At 63.1% G+C, this 18967-nt stretch carries 12 protein-coding genes; 10 read left to right on the forward strand and 2 right to left on the reverse strand.

From position 1 onward, the window contains the following. Positions 1–194: 194 nt before the first annotated feature. Positions 195–6200, forward strand: a complete 6006-nt coding sequence (locus QHF84_RS47720; protein ID WP_281320323.1) for an AAA family ATPase — start codon at positions 195–197, stop codon at positions 6198–6200. A gap of 4 nt (positions 6201–6204) precedes the next feature. Further along, positions 6205–8127, forward strand: coding sequence for a hypothetical protein (locus QHF84_RS47725; RefSeq protein WP_281320324.1), 1923 nt, complete (start codon positions 6205–6207; stop codon positions 8125–8127). 534 nt (positions 8128–8661) lie between these two features. Here QHF84_RS47725 and QHF84_RS47730 read toward each other — a convergent pair. Together QHF84_RS47730 and QHF84_RS47735 are read right to left on the reverse strand one after the other, a co-directional pair. Continuing rightward, the gene (locus QHF84_RS47730; protein ID WP_281320325.1) at positions 8662–9519 is read right to left on the reverse strand and encodes a site-specific integrase; all 858 of its coding nucleotides are present in this window, start codon (positions 9517–9519) and stop codon (positions 8662–8664) included. A gap of 506 nt (positions 9520–10025) precedes the next feature. After that, entirely contained in the window at positions 10026–10253 is a 228-nt protein-coding gene (locus tag QHF84_RS47735) for a hypothetical protein (protein WP_281320326.1), read from the reverse strand. 1339 nt (positions 10254–11592) lie between these two features. Here QHF84_RS47735 and QHF84_RS47740 point away from each other — a divergent pair. From QHF84_RS47740 to QHF84_RS47775, 8 genes are all read left to right on the forward strand, one after another. After that, positions 11593–11823, forward strand: a complete 231-nt coding sequence (locus QHF84_RS47740; RefSeq protein ID WP_281320327.1) for a hypothetical protein — start codon at positions 11593–11595, stop codon at positions 11821–11823. After that, positions 11820–13310: a hypothetical protein gene (locus QHF84_RS47745; protein WP_281320328.1), complete on the forward strand. Its 1491-nt coding sequence runs from the start codon at positions 11820–11822 to the stop codon at positions 13308–13310. Before QHF84_RS47740 ends, QHF84_RS47745 begins: the two co-directional genes overlap by 4 nt. Beyond that, on the forward strand, positions 13307–13765 hold the full coding sequence (locus QHF84_RS47750) for a transglutaminase domain-containing protein (protein ID WP_281320329.1): 459 nt from the start codon (positions 13307–13309) through the stop codon (positions 13763–13765). Before QHF84_RS47745 ends, QHF84_RS47750 begins: the two co-directional genes overlap by 4 nt. A gap of 91 nt (positions 13766–13856) precedes the next feature. Then, on the forward strand, positions 13857–14498 hold the full coding sequence (locus QHF84_RS47755; protein WP_281320330.1) for a hypothetical protein: 642 nt from the start codon (positions 13857–13859) through the stop codon (positions 14496–14498). A gap of 48 nt (positions 14499–14546) precedes the next feature. After that, on the forward strand, positions 14547–17033 hold the full coding sequence (locus tag QHF84_RS47760; protein WP_281320331.1) for a hypothetical protein: 2487 nt from the start codon (positions 14547–14549) through the stop codon (positions 17031–17033). A 21-nt stretch (positions 17034–17054) separates the two neighbouring features. Continuing rightward, entirely contained in the window at positions 17055–17891 is an 837-nt protein-coding gene (locus QHF84_RS47765) for a hypothetical protein (protein WP_281320332.1), read from the forward strand. 277 nt (positions 17892–18168) lie between these two features. Then, positions 18169–18420 (forward strand): hypothetical protein, encoded by a 252-nt coding sequence (locus QHF84_RS47770; RefSeq protein ID WP_281320333.1) that lies wholly within the window; start codon positions 18169–18171, stop codon positions 18418–18420. A gap of 18 nt (positions 18421–18438) precedes the next feature. Beyond that, a complete protein-coding gene (locus tag QHF84_RS47775) occupies positions 18439–18846 on the forward strand; it encodes a hypothetical protein (RefSeq protein WP_281320334.1) in 408 nt (135 codons plus the stop codon). Positions 18847–18967 lie beyond the last annotated feature (121 nt).

Here is an 18967-nt window from a genome sequence, read left to right on the forward strand (position 1 = left end):
GCCGCCCCCGAGGACGGGCTTGCGCGGGCTCACGTGCGCTGCGCGCTTCGCCGCATCCAGGGCGAGGACCGCGAGCTGCAGGTGCAGCACGTGCTCGGCGGCGAGACGCTGGCGGAGGCACAGGCGCACGTGGTTCTCCAAGATGGAGTTGACGCAAGCAGCGGGTTTCGTTACACACGTTCCCTCAAAGGCTTGTGGGTGCGCAAAACCCCTACCCCTGGTTCCAGCACGATGGGCTCTGCAGGGCCCTCCATGATCCTGCGCTCTGGGGTACCCTCATCCGTGACATCGCCTGGCGGCACCACTTCAAGCGTGTCATTAAGCGTAGGAGCGTCCGCGACAATCATACCATCAACGTCACGGACGACGGCCAATTCGGTACGCAATTTCTCAAGGTCCTTGCGTCGCGCGGCGGCCGGGAGGAGCTCGCTCGTGAATTCGAGCGAAACCAGCACAAGAAAAAGCCCCCCATAAAATTAAATGTTTATATCGCCAAAGAGCTCCACTATCTTCTCTGCACAAAGCACGGAGAGCAGATCTTAGGCTGGACTGACTCGTGCGATTTTCGGCAAGGCGTCTATTATTTAAACATCGAAAAATTCACCGCATGGCTGGCAAGACTGGCTCCGGACGGTGAAGACAGTGTCAAGCTAGTCGTTCTCTATGGCTGCGCCTTCGCCCTGCTGCAGCCCGAGCTCGCACACGAAATCCGCGATGCGTTGCACGCGCGAGGCGATACCTTTCGGGCGTGGGCAAATGCTTACGCCACAGGGACAGATGATGGCGACCTGAACGAACCCGAAGCCACCCACGCCAAGCTCCCAGCGCCGCCGGCGTCTAAACTATCCATCGCGGAGGCTCCCATCCCGGAGCCCCCCCACACCAAGACCCCGGCGTCCAACAAGATCCCGGCGCCGAGACCCTCTCAGCCTTTCACGGCCGAGACGCGCACCTCGGAGCCACCCCACACCAAGACCCCGGCGTCTACTTCAGAGCCCACTCACAGTAAGATCCCGGCGCCGAGACCCTCTCAGCCTCTCACGGCCGAGACGCGCACCTCGGAGCCACCCCACACCAAGACCCCGGCTTCGCCGACAACGTCCACGACTGCAGTGCACGACCTGCTCCGGACGCTTAGCGACCTGGAGTCGACTTCAAGCCTAAGCATTGGTGATGTTCGACATTGCGTACAACTACTACGGGAACGAGCGGATCGTTTCGAGTGGCAGCTCCGTGCGGTCGAGGATCATTGTCTGCGAGTCAATCGTCAGCTAGAGGAGGCGAAAAAGCTCCCCTGGCTTGCTACACCGCTGGAGACACCCGGTTCCCTCTACGTGCCTGAGCTCGACACCATAGCAAAGGCCACCGACAATTTTGCGCATCTCGAGCAACATGTCGCGCGGCTCTTGCAGGCACATGTCCAACTTGAGGCGCTGACGCAAAGGCTTGGGCGCGAGCCAGGTCCAATCGTACCTCGAAACATCAAGACACTTGATGCCGTTACAGATTTTATTGAGGCGCGAGTCGAATACACTAAGGATGAATTGCGCCGCATTAATGCCAGGGAATCGTGTGTGAGTGCGTTCCTGGAGCGCATATCGACCGCCGACAGGCGTGTGGCAGAGTCGCTCGTACGAGAGATTACAAAAGAAGAGATCAGGCATTTTGCCTTCTTCGTAGGGAATGCAAACCCGTGCACAGATGCTGGCCGACGTTACTCAAACATTGCTGAGAGTATCGGGATCCTCGGCCCGCTCTTGGCATATCTGATACTCCGAACGTCTGGCATTGAGGCGTCCAGCACGCTGTCAGAGATATTCGGAACGTCAGACAGGCTCTCCCGCATGCAGCGCGCGGAGGTCCTCTCATACCTTACGTTTGCCGAACTTCGAGAACTGTCCGAGGAACACCCAAGCCTCACACCGGAAATTTGTGAAGGCCTCTTTGCTGCGGCTATCGCCTCAAATAAGCCGGAGTTGTTGAGTTTCATCGAACCGCTGCTCTCCTCGCCAGGGCTGCACCCAACCTGCGAGGACGTCTATCGCGCTGCGGTACATGACTGGCGTCGTGGACTTCTCGTGGACTTAGCGGCTCAGCTGAGACCAATTTTTGGGCAGGCGCCCGCGACGGTTCCTGCCGACAACAGCAAGGAAGCCAAGCGCCACCTCCTCGACCTCATCCAAAATACACCTGGGATGACAGGCAACTTCCACCGCCTGCGTCAGGTAGCCCGAATACGTTTTTTTCTTCCGCTCAAGGACCTCATTGAGCAAGGAGACGTTGGTGAGGCGGTTAGGCAATGGGAGATGCACGGATCGCTTGACGACATGGTAGAGCAATGCGTGCGTTCTGCTAAACATCTTGGCATCGTCGATCACGTGCACCGACAACAGACGCGTAATTATTTGGGGGCGTTTGAAAGCGGTATCCTGCAGTGGCGAAATTCACAGTTCACTCAGAGCAGCGAAAGACTTGAGACGACCAAGTCCCTCGACGTCCTGCGCTTGGAGTCCAGTTGCGGCCGAAGCCCCCAAGGAGCGGCACTCCTCTCAACTATTGAGCGCGTCCTTTTGAACCCGAGCGCATCAGAACACCCACGAGAGGACTTCGGTCAGCGGTGTGAGGTGGGACCTGAGGGGGAGCGGCTGCTCCGGGCATCGTTGGGCGCCGTTAGTCCGCTCTTGACATGGAGTTTTCCACAGGCAGCTGCGGAGGGTGTGGTCCCGCTTTGGCGGTTGATTGCCGACACCCTCCGGAGTGCGCTGGGAGCCGGACCGCGCACCCTTGAGGCCGCGATCGGAGAGTATCTGAACGCCAACCAGTTACTGGCCGCGCGTTCTGCGGCGCTGGGAAACGCCGAACTTGAGCGATTCGTTGCCGAGGAAATCGAGAAGAAACGTGCCAGCATCCGTAGTGAAAACGCCGAGCTGCTCGCAAACGCGCAGGCAGCGCGCGTTCACGACGAGTACATCGATTTGGGGCTCCTAGAGGTCGAGGAGGCCCTCAACGCGCTTGAGTTTCAAGACGCAACCGAGCGGCTCCGCGAACTTGATGCGCTCGTCCGTAGGTACCACCTTGAGCGCGATCCCAAACGCCAGCCTCTTGTTGAGCTCTTAACTGAGGCCGGCCGTACTCCGCCCGCTGAAGCATCAACCGACCAACTAGAGCAGCTGGTCGAGGCATTAAGGAGCGAATATCAATATAGCCGCCTCCACCTCCACAGTTTGCGCGAAGCAGCCGACGACCCAGCGTTGCCCCCATTTTTCCGTGAAGCCTGGAGCGCCGCGGCTAGACGACTTGACCGACCAGCGCTATGGCCGAACGGTGATCAGTCGCTTGAGCTTGCTGAGAGCGTAGAGACGATTGTGCGCTTCATGAAGACGAGGCTCCGGCACCGAGAGGTAGAGCCTGCGCAAGTCGATATTCTTGTCGAGAGTCTCGCGGAGTGGACTCCGGCACGCATGAAGGAAGCATTGGAGCGCAAGACGCGTTCACCGATCGTAGAACTGGCGAATGAGATCAAGAGTTTTTGTCCTATACAGCGCGTGCTGCAGCTTCTCGGAGAAGCGGCGGGGAGCGTCGCGCCGATCGCACCGCAAGGCAGTTGGCAGAGCGACGGTATAGAGTGGGTGCGGCAGCGGGTGCCGCGAGGCGCATGGCTGCGTAACGAACTCGTCAAACAGGCTACACCTGAAGCTACAAATATCGTCAGCGAGATGCGCGCCTTTTTCAGGGAGCGTGCAGAGAGCGAGCCCGCGCCGGCAGTTGCGGCCCGGAGAGAGACGCTTCGCGACGTGATGCGAAAACGTGATTGGCAAAGTGCGCAACGTATTGCCGGCGAGCTGGTGCTCGGACGAAGCGAGTCCGAGGGACAGCGACTGTCAGAAGCAGAGACCGCGTACGCTGTCTGCCTTGCCCATGGTTCCGTAGCAGAGGAGCGTTCTAGGCGAGCGGAGCTTTTGCATTATGCTTGCCTTGCCACTTTGGACACACGCGACATTCATTATTACGTAACAAGTAATACCATTGACGAGATGGTCGCGCGAGCAGTGCTCGTGGCCGGTGCCGCGGATGAGGAGGCGCATCTGAGCGAGTCTCTCGCCAGAGTGCTGGCATCAATCGCCGATGCCACTTCATCATCACCCGCGTATCAATGGCTATCAGACCTCATGAGCGCGGCAGGTTCTTTTACTAATGCCGAAGGGGTACTGGGGAGCGCGCGGCTCGCCCTCCAGCTATGGGAGGTTCTCAAAGGGTATAAGGACGTAGCCAAGCCTCGATGCGATTTACTCTACGCACTATACCGGATGAGGCAGATCGACACACTGAAGTACCTCGCTCGCACAGCCAAGCCGCTGGACGATCTGATTGTAGCTTGCATTACGGCTTTCGCGCGAGCTGAATCCGACCCTGAGGTTCGCGGCCGCACGTCTCAGATCGCCGCTGCAGTGCGTGACCAGGCTCGGGGCAAACCCAACACAAAGCCGTGGACTCTCTTGCTCGCCCGGATCGAGCCTGCTTCCGCGGAGGGGGGCGCGCTCCGGTGCACAATCGACGCGGATCGCGCTGAGGAGGAGACAGACGGTACTGTGGTTATACCCCTGAGACTGGTTCCCCCCGCTTCTGATCCGCCCGAGATTATCGAGTTGGAGGTAGGGGGCGAGCAGGCGAGTACCCCTGGTGCGCGTCCAACAAGGATCTTACTGGAAGACGAGATCCTGCTGAAGGAGAAGATTCTGCCAGTACCGATACCGCGTCTAGCCACTCGCGCATCAGCCGAGCAGCTTGAGATACCATATCGAATTACGGGCAAAACGATCAACGGTAACAAGATTGACGTCCGCGGCTCGTGGTCGGTGCGGCCAGCGAAGGCTGGCGAATTCACGCCCATCCGCGAGGAGGAGCTAAAGCACGCTTGGCCAGGGGCCTCAGGCGCACCTGTCACGGGTTCCGGCAGCTTTTTCGGCCGCGAGCGCGAACTCAAAGCAATACAATCACATATCCGTGCGAACGATCGACAGGAGAGTGTGATGTTATTCGGGCAACGACGCATTGGTAAGACGTCGTTGTTATTGCAGCTCGTGAGTGAACTTCCACCTAGGCCCGGCGCTGTCGTGGCGGCGTACCTAGATGTGTCGGCTTTGGATCCGCAGCCTGGGGCTATCGCAAAGTCGTTCTTTAATATGATTGTTGGTGCCCTCGATAACGACCCACGAAACGAACCTATCCGAAAGGAGCTTCAGCGGCACACTCGGGACATTACTGTCAAGAGCCTGGCGCGTGGTCTCGATCCGAGCACATCGCTCTACTATGCACTTGATGGCCTTGTCCAAAAGCTCGCCCATCATTCACGCAACGTCATGTCAAGGCTGGCACTATTCGTGGATGAGTTCGATCGCTTCGTCGAGCCGTTGCTAGCTGGACAGAAGGGCGAGGTTGATAAATTCATGTGGGAGCTGCGGAAAATTATCCAGCAGTCACCGTCGCTGGCCCTTGTCCTTGCGGGATCTGGCATCCAGCGCCTCTTCGTTGATGATTACGAGGCGGCGCTCTTTGGAAGCATAAATGAGGTTGAGATCGGTCCCTTCAATTGGGAGAACGATCGAGACGCCATAGAACGCACGTTTATGCCGCATTCGATTCGACGGCAGATGTGCCGAGATGACGTCTGGGACGACGTTGCGCGCTACGCGTACGAACTTAGCGGCGGTCATCCTTACTATTTGGCAATGCTGGGATTTTCGGCCGCCATTGTATTGAATGGTCGGGGCTTGACGCCACATCAGCTTAATCGCGTGGTCGAGGACATGATCGGCGGGCGAGTGCGATCGCTTGGGTGGAAGATCAATGCGTCTCGGTTCTACGCGCCGATATTCGAGACGCTGAAGCGCGTAAGCACTCGGACGCGTGCGATTGCTAAGATCCTGCTGACACAAATTGCTCAGCGGACAACTCCCGAGTATCCGTGGCTGCTATTGACGGATGCTATTGATGCTTCGGAGCTGCGTGCCGTTGGTGACGCAAGACGGCTTGATGCGCTCAAGGCTCTCGACAGCGAAGGAGCGCTGGAGATCGATCGTGGCGCAGGGATACCGAGAGTCCGGATCCGGGTGCCGCTCACTGCTGCTGCCGTTCGAGAGGATGCAGTCTTGATACGCCAAGGAGCGAGCAGCGAGCTACGCGCGCACGAGGAAAGGTAGGCGCATGATCTCGTTCAAGGACCATCAGGGTGTCGTCTCGCAGCTTGTCTCTGGGCTGCTACACCCGAGCGTACCAACAAGCTGGAACGTCGTGCTGCCGCCGGTCTTCGACGATGCGAAGCTCAGCGAGGATATTGCCGCGGAGCTCCGCCGGCAAGAACCTGCGCCGCTCATTGCGGTCCTCTCGTCGGACATGATTGACACGCCCTTCGATTATGTCGAGAAGCTCTCCGAGCAATGGGGCGCGACAGCACGTTTACCTATGCCAACACGGGGCACGTCCGCTGACGCGGCCTTACAACGTCTCCTTATGTCCGTTCCGGCCGATCGGCCAGCCGTACAAATCCTTACTCGGTTTCACAAGATCCTTGACTCCCTCGATCAGTGGGTTCTTGGAAGTGTCCGCAATGCCGAGCAAGCGGGCAAGCTTCGGACGCTAACAATCGCACCGTTTGATTACGAGGAGCTAAAGCGCCGCTGGGAACGACGAGGCAAACTGTTGATTGCAAGCGACTATGGCGACTTCCACAGCCTTAAGGAGGTAGAGCTCATGTCCCCGCAGGAGATCGAGAGAGTTTGCAGGGACCGCTCGATCCCACGGCATCTTGTAGACTTCGCGCTCCGACATACAGGCGGATACCCGATGCCGTTCAGGGGCGTTATTGAGGATTGGATTCGGCACGGGCAACCCGCGTTCAAGCCTGATGTCGCCGAACGATTGCGAGATACAGCCGCGCAACGCATGGCGCCACTTGTTCGTCAACTCGACGCCCCTGGCGAGACTCGGTACCGTGACGCGCTGATTGATCTCTATCAACTTAGGGACGAAGAAGCTGATGAGGCGTTCCAGGTGCTCTCCCGGCACCCATGGGACAGATTGCTTCTGACCGAGGACGGGTTACGTGCTGAGGCCCTAGGGCGCGCTGCCGTCGAGGCGGCAATCAAAGAATCTATTGAGCGACGCGTCGAGGTCTCCGTTGCTGTTGATATAATGACGAAGGCAACCCGGATGTACCAGCGGAAGCAGTATACATCTGCAGTTAAGCTTGTCGATACGAGCTGCAATGAACTGCAGAGGCCAGCATACTTAAAGCTGCTGCGTGAACACGCGGAGATCATGGCTAAGCTGTATGGAAGTGAAGAGTATGATCCCGGGGTAGACACGGATTGGCGAGGATTACGAGCTAAGATTGGCGAGGCACGCCGTGTTCTTGCGTCCTTCCGAGAAAAGGTTCCAATGTGCGCCGAGATCGAGAGGCGATACGACGAACTCGACGGCATAGCGAGTTCCGTTACTAATGCCACCAGGGACGGCAATCGGAGGGTTGTGGACTTTCTCGCTGGGTGCGTGGACGGAACCCCGATAGATCCACGAACGGCACTTTTACTCCTCATACTGAGACTTGAATCCGGTCGCACGATCAGCGGAGACGCTTCGGCTTGTCACGCAATCCTGGCCCTTCCGGAGCAAGTTTTCCGCGTCTGGGCAATGTGGAACCTAGGTCTCAGCTACTACACAGTCCCCCAGGACCACGAGGACATATGGGCCGAGGTTGGGCGAGAGTGGCCCCATGAGACATTAACTCGTCCCTCATCCGGAGGCCACTTCACCAGCTTTGAGCTCTTTGCTTACTTTGCGACGACAATGGCACTGCGTGCAACGATGAAATGCACCATGCCCGAGCAGAGCCTCCGAGATCTCGCGAAAGCCATGTCCACGCTCGATGTACGTAGGGATGCTGCACACGCCCTGACAATACCTAGCCGCAGAGTGCGCACCCAGCTCTTCGAGCTTGTGGACCGCTGGTTCGATACGCTGTTGCCATCCTGTAGAGGACATGTTGAGGCATTTTCGCGCGATGAACTGCTCGCATACGTTGAGCCCCTCCCTGTTGTTGGTGAGGACAACGTGGCAATTTGGGCGTAGAAAAATCTGCGTGGGAAGCCGTCCCCGACCGCGCGCCTCCTGGCTTCCCCTACACGGCAGCCGGCAGCCCGAACCTTGCCCGTGCCACGGTCGTTCGAGGTCGACCTTGGGCCGCGGCCGCCACGCCGACGCGGTCAGCGAGCTGCGGGCGGCGTGCGAGCAAGGCCGGGGGGGGACGACCTTGTGGCGGTCGAGCAAAAAAGCTTGGGGACGGCCGAGCAGGCCCGGCCCGTGGCCTCACTGTGGCCTCAACCCGCATCCCAAGACGTCTCCAGACGTCTCACCATGTCGCCTACCCCGCCCCCGTCAAACTTCGCAAAAGTGGCTGGAATGATGCTGTTTCCGATGTCCTTCTCAGGAGTTAGCGAGGACTACCTCGCGCCCCCCTCCATCATTTCCTAAACCGAAGGTCGCAGGTCCGATTCCTGCCGGGGGTGCCAGCCGTTTCTTGATAGGTTCCGCGGACTTAGCGACCGCCGCCAGGGTCGCCCGGAAGGTTCGTCCGAGACCTGTTACCACGCTGTTACCAGTCCGTTACCACGACCCCTTCTGGAGGCTCCCCAGCCGACGAGCGGCCTCGTCGAGGTCCTGCTTGAGGTGGTGCACGTACCTCTGGGTGGTCGACAGGTGCTTGTGACCTGCCATCCGCTGGACGACATGGACCGGGATGCCAGCCCGGAGCCACAGGGTGATGGCGTAGTGCCGGAGGCAGTACACGGACCACTCTTCCAGCCCGATCCGCTTGCCGACCCGCTTGAACGCGCGGTCGATCCCGAACTGGCCCCACGGGGTGCCGCGCTTGTTGACGGCGACGTGCCCGTCTCGCGGCCCCTCCTCGATCGGAGCGAGCAGGGGCGCGAGTTGCGGGGCGATCGGGATCTCCCGCTGGCCGGTCTTCGGCGTGTGCACCTCGCCGTACGACCGGCCCTCGCGGATGCTGAGGAAGCCGCCCACCACGGCGCCCTCCTCCCGCCGTAGCTTCACGTCCTTCCTGCGCAGCGCACGGAGTTCGTTCGGGCGGAGCCCGGCGAACGCCATGAGGGCGAAGGCGCGACGATGGAGCTCGTTCGCGCTGTCGAGGAGCTTCTTGACCTGATCGTCAGAGGGGATCTCGAGGAGGGTCTGCTCGACGGGTTTGAGCCTCGGCAGATTCGCCGGCATGTCGGCGAGGTACTTGCGCTGGACCGCGAACTGGAGGACCGACCGGAGCACGATCTGGATGTTGTTCCGGGTTGCCCGAGCTCGCTGCCGCTTGGACAGGTCGACATCGAGCGCGGAGGCGGCGGGGCCGTCGACCTTGCTGATCGGGTCCTCGCCGAACCTCGGGAGCAGAGTGCACTCGAGGTTCGACGCGTAGCCGCGCCGGGAGGTCGGCTTCAGATCGGTGATCATGAAAGTCGACCGGTACTCGGCGACGACCTCGGCGAACGTCTTTTCAGGGGGCGAGCTTTGTTCGACAACGCCCGCCGGTGACGGCGTGGGACCTGACGCAGGTTTCGGAGCTTGCGGCACCTTCGCCGCCGCCGGAAGAACTGCGGGGGTTTCCGACGGCGGCTCGCCATACTGCGCGATCAAGGACAGGAGCCGTCGCTCCTCCGCTCGAGCCGCCGCCATCGTCTGCACCTGGGCATCCTTGCGATACCGCCCGGGGGTCCCGTCCGGTTTCGTAAACACGATGTCAATGACCAACCGCGGCAATCCGCGGCGCGTGGCTTTGCGTACCGTCATGACCAGCTTCCTTTCTGGTCGTTCCGGTCACTTTCGCGATGTCCCGACTGTAGCATGTGCCGCGCGCTGACGGGACGGCACCACGCCCCAAAACCCTTTCGCGTTTGCCTCGGTTTCCAGATACCCAGCCGTTCCTTGAGCAGGGCCATGGCCGCCCTCCTTTCCGGGCGCTAAGGCGCCCCCCACGCCTCCGAGAACTTCACCCGCCAGAGCCGCCCGAACTTCCGCGCCCGCACGCCGTCGAGCAGCGCCTCCGTCGCCCCGTCGCAAGCGCGCACGGCCCGGCGCTCCAATGCCTTGCGCAGCGCCGCCGGACTCAACCCGAGAAACGCCGCGGCGCGCTCGATCGACACCCACGGCACGGGCCCCCGCTCGGCCTCTCCCCGATTCGCCGACATGCGGACCTCCTCTCCCCGCCCCCGCGCCGCCGCATCCGCGACGGCCAGCCGTGGGGTGGAGTGAAAGCAAGAGGGAGAAGGCGCTCGAGCTCCTGGCGAGCGACCCCTCTCCCAACGTTCCTGACGCCGGACTCTGAGGAAATCGGAAACCGATTGCAAGCACTATTTGCTAAAGAAATCCGCAGGTTGCAGCGACACGCGCGAAGTATCGCGTTCAATGCAGGATCCGGAACGCGCCCCCTTGTTTCGCCGCGTCGTCGATCCACTCCCGCCCAGTGATCGATCCACTTTCGATCGGCTTCTCGAGCCGGTCGCGCAAACCAGCGGGACAACATGGCGCCGGCCCCTCAGCGGAAGGCAAAAAGTGGATCGAAAAGTGGACCTTCCTGGGACCCGACCCCTGGAAACCAAGGGTCTCCGGCGGGAGTCCTGGCAAATCACTGGGGTTTGCGTGGAACTCCGACCACAGCAGGCCCCCGCCCTCGCGATGCAGCGTGAGTCTCCGCACAGCTCAGGGTGCGCTCGACGGCGTCGTTCGCGGACAGCGTGCCCTCGAACAGGAGCTCGCCCACGTTCGCCGAGGGGGCCATGCCCGGTCCAGTGGACCTTGACGTGGACGGCCACTGGCCGGCACTGGGATCTCCCGGTGGGACGACCCAGGCACGCCCCACCTCGAAGCCGCTCCCGTACCCGTCGGCGACCGGGTCTTCGGCCAACGCAATACTACTAAAGTAGCAGGACGCCCTGGTTCGGCCCTGCCGGAGCGTCTCGTTCGTCGCTCCGAACATTCCGTCTCGCAATCCGAACCCCGCCCGTTCTACATTCGCGAACGTCGATACCGTCTTTTCCTGGCGAACGCGCAGATCGCCGGCCGCGAACGGCTCGCCCCGACCGACCCTTGGTGCGCCAACCGCGCCGAACATGCCTACAGAGCCCTGCAAACGGCCTGCGAGGCGTACCTGGCACGAGCGTCGAAATCCGAACCCCCCGCCCAATTCGTTCCTCGCCGAACCCTATGCAGCACGTTTTCCGAGGTCGCGCGGACCAGCCAACGATCGGCACGTCGTCGGTCTTGTTGCCCCGGCTCGCCAATACAAACCCGGAAGCGGAGTTCGCTGCGCCTTCGCCGCTCCGAAAATTTTTTTGGGGGGCTCCTCGGGCGGCTGACCACGCTTCCACGAGCGTGTCGGAGACGTGTCGAGAACCCTTCATTTGTTGCTCTACACCGCAAATCCGCGATCATATAGTTTGATCACAAAACATCCACGCATGCGTCGTGTGCAGCCCCACATGGGGACTTGCAATCGTCGTTCGAGTTCTTCATTCTCTGCCAAGCGCTATGAAACACCGAGAGCCTACGGGGCTCGAAGGGCAGTCGTCTGCCTTCGAGCCGGATGTCGGGGGTCATCCGCTCTTTCCGCGCCAGGGCACGGGCGGAGCCGCGACCCAGGCCGAACCCAGCGCCCCCGCGGCCGAGCTGCGGAGCTGGGAGCAGCTCATCGAGCTTTACGGTGGCGAGGGCACGTTTCAGCTCGCCGGGATGTACCGGAAACGGAGGTCCGAACCATGACCCAGGCCGAACCCAGCGCCCCCGCGGCCGAGCCCGAGCTCGGCGGTCATCCTCTGTTTCCGCGCCCGGAATCGGAGAGTGGCCCCGATCCGCGCAGATTCGACCTCATCTACATCCACCGCACCCTTCCGGACGGCACGAAAGAGGTGTGCCCGAAAGCGTGGAAAGGCTCGGACCTCCGGAGCTTGGAGCAGGTCGTCGATCATTACGGCGGTGAGTGCACGTATCAGTTCTCCGCGATTTGCGGGAAGTCCCACCGCTTCCAGGCATGGTCGGACAAATTCTACGTCGCGGGTCCCGCGCGAAAGCCGTTCTTCGCAGCCGCGACTCCGCCGGCCCCTCCGCCCGCGGCCCCCGTCGCTTCGGCTGTGGTGCCGCCGCAATACTACGCGGTCCCTGCGCCGCCGCCCGCGCCCGCACCGGCTGCCCCCCCGATGATGGGGGCCGAGTTCCTCACGCTACTCCGGGTCATCCTCGAAACCAGCGCGAATCAGCAGGCTGCGTTCATGCGGTCGTTCATCGAAACGGCGAAGCAGCCGCAGTCCAACCCGGCGTTCGAAGTCATTCGCGACGTGATCGTGCCGCTCCTCGACCGCCAGCAGCCGCAATCCACCTCGACGCTCGAAGTGGTGCGCGAGATCGTCCCGCTGATCCGCGGAAACGACGTAGGCAAGCCGATCGGCGGCGCTGGTTACGAGCGAGGCATGGAGCGCGGGCTCGAGCTCGCAAAGTCCCTCGGGGGCGGTGGGGGAAGCGGCGGGGACGAGTTCGGCGAGATCGCCAAGCTTCTCACGCTCGTGAAGTCCGCGACCGTGGCGAATTCGCAGACCCCGCCTCCTCCTCCTCCTCCGCCCCCGCCTCCTCCGCCTCCGCAGATGGCCAATGCCTGGCCGATGGGGGCGCCGGTAGCCTGGGAGGGCTGGGAGATGATCCAGACGCCCATGGGCATGATCATGCGGCAGACGGCGACGCCCGCGCAGCCCGCGCCCGCGCAGCCCACGCCCGCGCAACCCGCGCCCGTGCCGCACGACCCCGTGCCCGTCGAGCTCGCGCAGCTCGAGCCCGTGGCGCCTGTGCGTGTGCAGCCCGCGGCCCCCGCGCAATGCATCGACGGCGTGAAGCATGTCGCGCCTCCGCCGCGGCCGCCGCCGCCGCCTCCGCCCGTGCCGGAGCCTCCGTTCATGAGCGTGCCGGTCCCGCCGCCGCCGCCGCCTCCACCGCCTCCGCCCGCGAGCACGCGGACCGAGTCCCGGACGCACAAATCGGCGAATCTCGCACCGCACCTCACGGCCGCAGGCTTCGTTGCCGCTCCTTCGGAGCCGTCGCCGTCTGCCGACCCGCTCGGCGGGGCCGTTGCGCAGGGGATGCAGCTTCTCAGCAACAACCCCGACCTCTTCGCGAAACTCCAGGCGCTCGCCACGACCGGATTCTCGCCCGAAGCCTTCGGCGAGGTGCTCGCCATGGCCGAAAAGGACGGTGCCAAGTGATCCGGCCGCGCATCATCCATTTCCCATCGAACCTCGCGAAAGCGCGGTACATGGCTGAGGGCAGCAAGCGCGATCTCCTGCTTCCCGAGGTCCAACGCTGGGCCGCGGTGTTTCGGCGATTGCCGATCCAGGAGCGGGCCGCCGCGATCCTGAAGTTCTGCCAGTACGCGATCGACTACGTGCGCGATCCGAAGCGCGAAGTCCTCGAAGACTCGGCGGTGACGCTCTTCCGCGGGTTCGGCGATTGCGACGCGAAGACGCGTGTCTTCGTGACACTCTGCCGCGCCTGCGGGATCCCGGCCCGTGAAAAGCCAGTCCGCCCCGAGCAAGACTTTCCGCACATCCTCGCGGAAGTCTTCGTGAATGGCCGATGGCAACCCGCGGACCCGACGATCCTGAACTCGACGATCGGGCGTATCCCGCCCGCCTGGCTCGCGAGAACGAACTACTGGTGATGCCATGTCGCACAAACCGCCCCTTCGATGCGCCGTCTGTCTGCGGCGGCGACCCCAGCTTTGCGGTGGATACTGCGCATGCGGCGCGACCGTGTGGGAACTCATCCCGCACGAGGTCCCGCCGGGCATCGTCGTGGAATCGCTCGAAGAGCGTAGCACGCCATTGCGGCCCACGCATTTCTCAGCGCTGCTCTCACGTGCACTCGGCGGCGTCGTGCTCGGGTTGAAGGTGCTCGTCGGCGGTGCGCCCGGAGCCGGGAAGTCGACCCTCTGCGCCGAGCTCGCCGCGCAGATCGCTCAGAAGCTGGACGGCCTCGGTTACTGGCTCGATGCGGAGCAGAACCGGAACCTCGTGCAGGAGCTTTTTCCGCGCACGGGTTCGTCCTCGCGGAACATTCGCCTCGTGAGCAGGCGCAGCGGAAGCGGATGCAAGGTCGGATGGCGCGACGCTCTCCAGGCCGTACCGCCCGACGCCGCCGTGATCGTCGTGGACTCGCTTCAGCGCTGGGCGCGCAGCTACGCCGAGCAGACCACGCTCCTCGAAACGGTCGCGACGATGCGCCCCACCGTGCTCGTCGTCTCGCATTTCAACAAGGCGGGCCAGTTCGCGGGCCCCATGGGAAACGAATACGACGTCGATGCGACGGCCATCGTCCGGCCGAAGAACATTGAAGTAACCAAGTGCCGCTGGAGCCTTTGCCCGCGCACGATCGAGCGTCCGATGGCCTCGTAGAGCCGTCGCACGAGACACAACCGAAGCAGGGAGAGGAGGCATTTCGGTATGCCCAACGCTATCACTTTGTCCTACGAGACCGATGAGGAGACCAGCGGCGTCCCCGAAGAGGAAAGCGCGACGCCGTTCGACGACACGGGCGATTTCTTCGATACGCTGCTCGGCGGTGGGGCGCAGTTGCTCTCGTCCGTCCTGGGGGGAGGAGGCGGCGCCAAACCCAGCGGGGGCGGCGGTGGAATCGGCGAAAGCCTCGGAATGATCGCCGGTGCGGGGCTCGGGACCCTCGCGGGCGGGGCTGGCGCGTCGATCGGCGCGAATCTCGGAAAGATGGCCGGCGGCGCGGTGGAGAACCTCGTCCGCACGCAGGTCAAAAAGAAGCCGAAGCCCGGCAAGCAACAGCGCCAGCTCACGAAGCGCGAGCGGAAGATCCTCGCTGACGGCGAGCAGATGACGATGCGCACCGGTGATCCGATGTATGCGCAAGAGGCGCGGCTCCGCGTGTATCGCCCGGCGGAGTACAAGCGCAAGCGCGACGCGGGGCAGCTCTTGTCCCAGGTCCTTGCGGCCGATTCCGAGCCGGAGGCACTGCCGGAGCCTCCGCAGCGGCGTCCCCGGCTCAACTTCGGTGCGATGACGAATTCGCCCCACCTGAAGGAGCCCGACGCGACGTACAACGATACCGCGTCGCCCGACGCGAGGCCGCGCCCGTTGCAGCACGTCTCGGCCTTGCCGATGAACGCCGCGCAACTCGCGGCAATGGTCCACGCTGTCCCGCTGCTCCGCATGCACGATCCGCGGCTCCTGCGCGCGCTCACGGGTGATGGCGGCGCGCGCGACGTCTCCGGCGTCGATCCGACCACGGGCACGTATCACGCGATTCCCGGCGAGACGCCGCACGGTATTACCAAGAAGCTCACAGGGCAGACCCAGCGCACCCAAGAGCTACTCGCGGCGAACCCCGGCAAACCGGATTCGGATCCCGTGTGGAACATCCCGCCGGGCTGGCTGCATTATGCGGGCGACACGGGGGCGAACCTCAGCACGGCGCGCAAGTACGTCGTGATCAAGGACGACTGGCCGCAGAAGATCGCCTCGAAGCTGGGCGCCTTCCCTGCGCGCCCGAAGTGGTGGTCCGAGCTCCGGGCCGCGAACCCGCACAAGGCCACGGAGAACGGGAACTGGACGTCTCTCTACCCGGGTGAGGAGATCGGAATCCCCAACGAGTGGCCGGACCACCCGCTCGCGGTCGCGGTCAATGGCACCCCTGCGCAGCCGTCCACCCCGGGCGTGCCCGCTCCGGGGAAGACGACGACGCTCGATCCTGCCGTCGTTCCGCATACGCAGGCGCTTCTCGCGAGCTGGGCATTGCGGAACCCTGGCGATTGCAACCCTTCGGACTTCGGGAGGAATCCGATGGACCTCGTCAGCGGATTCACGCCGCGGACGACGCAGGCGCTCGCCTCGTTCCAGACGTGGTGGAACAAGAAGCAGCCGACGAGGCCGCTGCCCACCACGGGCGAGCTCGACCAGGCGACGTACAATGCGCTGGTCGAGGAAAACAACGCTTCGGGTACGCCTTTCGACAACGCGTCGAGCGGCGGAACGAAGGCGGATGGCCAATCGACGTCAGAATCCAAGACCAGTCCACCGCCGCCGCCGCCACCGCCACCACCGCCTCCTGCTCCTACAACCACAGGGCTGCCGGCTGGCGTGAGTGTCCAGCAGAGCACGAAGCCCGGCCATGTCCTCGTGGTGACGCCTCTGGGAAGCTTCGACCTGCCCGCGACGCCGGGCTCGCAGCCAGGGACGGTGGTCGTCGACGTGCCGCTGCTCGGAAAGCGCGAAGTCCCGGCTCCGACCGCACCGCAGCAGCAGTCCACGACTCCGCCGCCCCCGACTCCGCCGCCCCCGCCTTCGCCGCCCCCGCCTCCGCCGCCCCCACCTCCTCCCGCCGCGCCTTCCGCGGGGCTGCCGGCTGGTGTGAGCGTCCAGCAAAGCACAAAGCCCGGCCATGTCCTCGTGGTGACGCCTGTGGGGAGCTTCGACCTACCCGCGACGCCGGGCTCGAAGCCGGGGACGGTGGTCGTCGACGTGCCGCTGTTCGGAAAGCACGAAATTCCTGCGCCGCAGCAATCCTCCTCGACGAGCTCGGGCAATACCACAACGAGCTCGCAAACGACGGGCACCCAGCTCGACGATAACCTGAGGCCAGACGAGAGAGCTGAAATCATCCTGGTCATGGACTATGTGACTGACCCGGATGTGCTCGATCAGTTGGCGGACACATACGAATCGAACGGGCATCCACTCGCCGCCAAAGCCCTCCGCGAGCGCGCCGAAAAATGCCGGGCGCTCATTGCGGAAGGGGGGATGATCGCAGAGCAGGAGGACGGCTACGGCAACTGGAGCGGCGGCTCCGGCAACTGGAGCGGCAGCTACGGCGGCAGCTCGACGCCCTCCACCTCGTCCAGCGGCAGTAGCGGAGGTCTGCTGCCCGTGATCGCCATCATTGGTGCCGGGCTCGCATTCTCGTGACCAATAGGGGGCCGCGTCGACATGCCTGATTACCTGCCTTTCTGGTGGTGGAAGTGGTGGCAAAGGCACCAGCAGCCGAAGCCTGCCCCGACGCCGGCCCCTATTCCCCATTCCTCCGGTCTCTTTCGGTGGATGCACCAGGACCGGGATCTGACCACCGTGGGCGCTGCGGCGCTCGAAACGGCGAAGCGCGGGACGTGGACGTCGCTCGACAAGAAGAAGCGTGCGCGCCAGTTCCGGGCGTTTGTTGTGATGTCACTCCGCATCGCGCCGCTGTCCTGGCGGCAGGTGCCACTCGGGCAACTCGGTCCGCATCTCTACAGCACGCCAGAGCGAAATGCCGCAGGCTCGGCGATTGCTCGCACGCTCGTCCTTCTCGCGCCGGACAACATCCGCCCCGGGTCCGACATCGTCACGAACGAGGGTGACCCGACGCAAGGAACGATCGAGACCGGCATCATCCATGCTGTGACCATTCTGCTGGTCACCTTTGTCGCCATTGTAGCGGCGTACCTGGGTGGCATCGCCGTGCAGTCCATCCACGCCATCAACTTCGACGACGAGATTACCAAGCGCCTCCTCGCCGCGCAGGCCCGCAGCATGGAAATCCTCTCGCTGCACATCGAACGCGAGCGCATCGCCGGCCACGAATTGCCGTTCGACGAAACTGAGCGATCGATGCTCCTCGCACTCGAAGACGTGCAGCGGCGCCTCGCCACGCAGCGCCACCGGCCGCTTCCGTCGCCCTTCCAGGGCGCAACGGAGCTCGTCAAGGCGACGACGAGCTTCCTTCCTATGGCTCTACTCGTATTCGCAGCCTTCTTCCTCATCAAACACCATGACGAAAGGAGATCGTAACGCATGGCAGAAGAAAGGAAAGTTCCTGTGGACCGCTCCCTCGTGGCGGTTCCACGCGCCCGGCTTCGGCGCCGGCACAGCGGTAGGCATTGGGCTCGCGATGTGGGGACCGGGTTCCTCTACACCGCGGGTGCCGGTGCGGTGGTCGCTCTCCTCGCGAACCTGGACGACATCCGGAACAGCAAGGAGGTCAAAGACCACTGGTGGCTCATGCCGGTCGCGCTGGTCGCGATCGGATACATCGCTGCGGAAGCGGCGCAATGCGCACGCGAACGCAGTGATCGCGGTGGGCGGCGCCATGTTTGCGCTCGCGTACATGGCGCAGCAAAAGGCCGCGGCTGCGCAGAAGCAGGCCCCCGCCGGACCGCAGCAGGCCGTTTTCAGGGCCGACGACACCGCCGCACCCGTCGGCATACTGCCGCCGGGACCGCAGTCGGGCTTCTGGCTCCAGACGCCCGACGGCCGTTTCGTGCGATTGCCCCATATTTCGCGGCGTATGCAGGCAACCCGCGTGCAGAACACCGCATAACCAGAAGGACAAGCGACCATGAGCAGTGTACTGGATATCTTGCGACAATCCGACGAAGAGGGGGAAACCGCCTCGCCCTTCGAGGAAATCGACGAATCCGATACCGCCGGTCCCGACGACGAAGACGACGACACGGCTGCGATCGAGCTCGAGGCCGAGGAGGAAGACACGGGCGACATTCGCGCGCTGCGCAAACGCGGGAAAAAGCACGTGCCGCTCGAGGAACTGCCCACGCTCCTGCGGCGCTCGCGGGCGCGCGGGCAGCGCGCCGGCATGAAGAAGGCGCAGAAGACGCAGCCCCAGAAGGTGAAGCCGCGCCCGAAATTGCCTCCCAACTACATCCCGCCGAACACCGGTGCGCGCGAGCTCTTCAACAAGTGGACGGCGCGCGACGCCAAGTTCGTCATGCGCCAGGACGGTCACTAGAACTCATCTCATAAACCGTCGAGTAGGTCCATCGGCTCCAACATCCCACTTTGTAGGATCAATCGAACGAGGCTCGGTCCAGTCGTCGGTACATTTTTGATTGCTGACGACATATGCAGGT

Source organism: Polyangium sp. y55x31 (genome assembly GCF_029946505.1).
Taxonomy (GTDB): Bacteria; Myxococcota_A; Polyangia; order Polyangiales; family Polyangiaceae; genus Polyangium.

Coding starts and splice junctions, on each gene's coding strand:
- QHF84_RS47730 (WP_281320325.1), bottom strand. CDS start 9,519: ATGATCACCGATCTGAAGCCGACCTCCCGGCGCGGCTACGCGTCGAAC.
- QHF84_RS47775 (WP_281320334.1), top strand. CDS start 18,439: ATGAGCAGTGTACTGGATATCTTGCGACAATCCGACGAAGAGGGGGAA.
- QHF84_RS47740 (WP_281320327.1), top strand. CDS start 11,593: ATGAAACACCGAGAGCCTACGGGGCTCGAAGGGCAGTCGTCTGCCTTC.
- QHF84_RS47765 (WP_281320332.1), top strand. CDS start 17,055: ATGCCTGATTACCTGCCTTTCTGGTGGTGGAAGTGGTGGCAAAGGCAC.
- QHF84_RS47725 (WP_281320324.1), top strand. CDS start 6,205: ATGATCTCGTTCAAGGACCATCAGGGTGTCGTCTCGCAGCTTGTCTCT.
- QHF84_RS47735 (WP_281320326.1), bottom strand. CDS start 10,253: ATGTCGGCGAATCGGGGAGAGGCCGAGCGGGGGCCCGTGCCGTGGGTG.
- QHF84_RS47760 (WP_281320331.1), top strand. CDS start 14,547: ATGCCCAACGCTATCACTTTGTCCTACGAGACCGATGAGGAGACCAGC.
- QHF84_RS47745 (WP_281320328.1), top strand. CDS start 11,820: ATGACCCAGGCCGAACCCAGCGCCCCCGCGGCCGAGCCCGAGCTCGGC.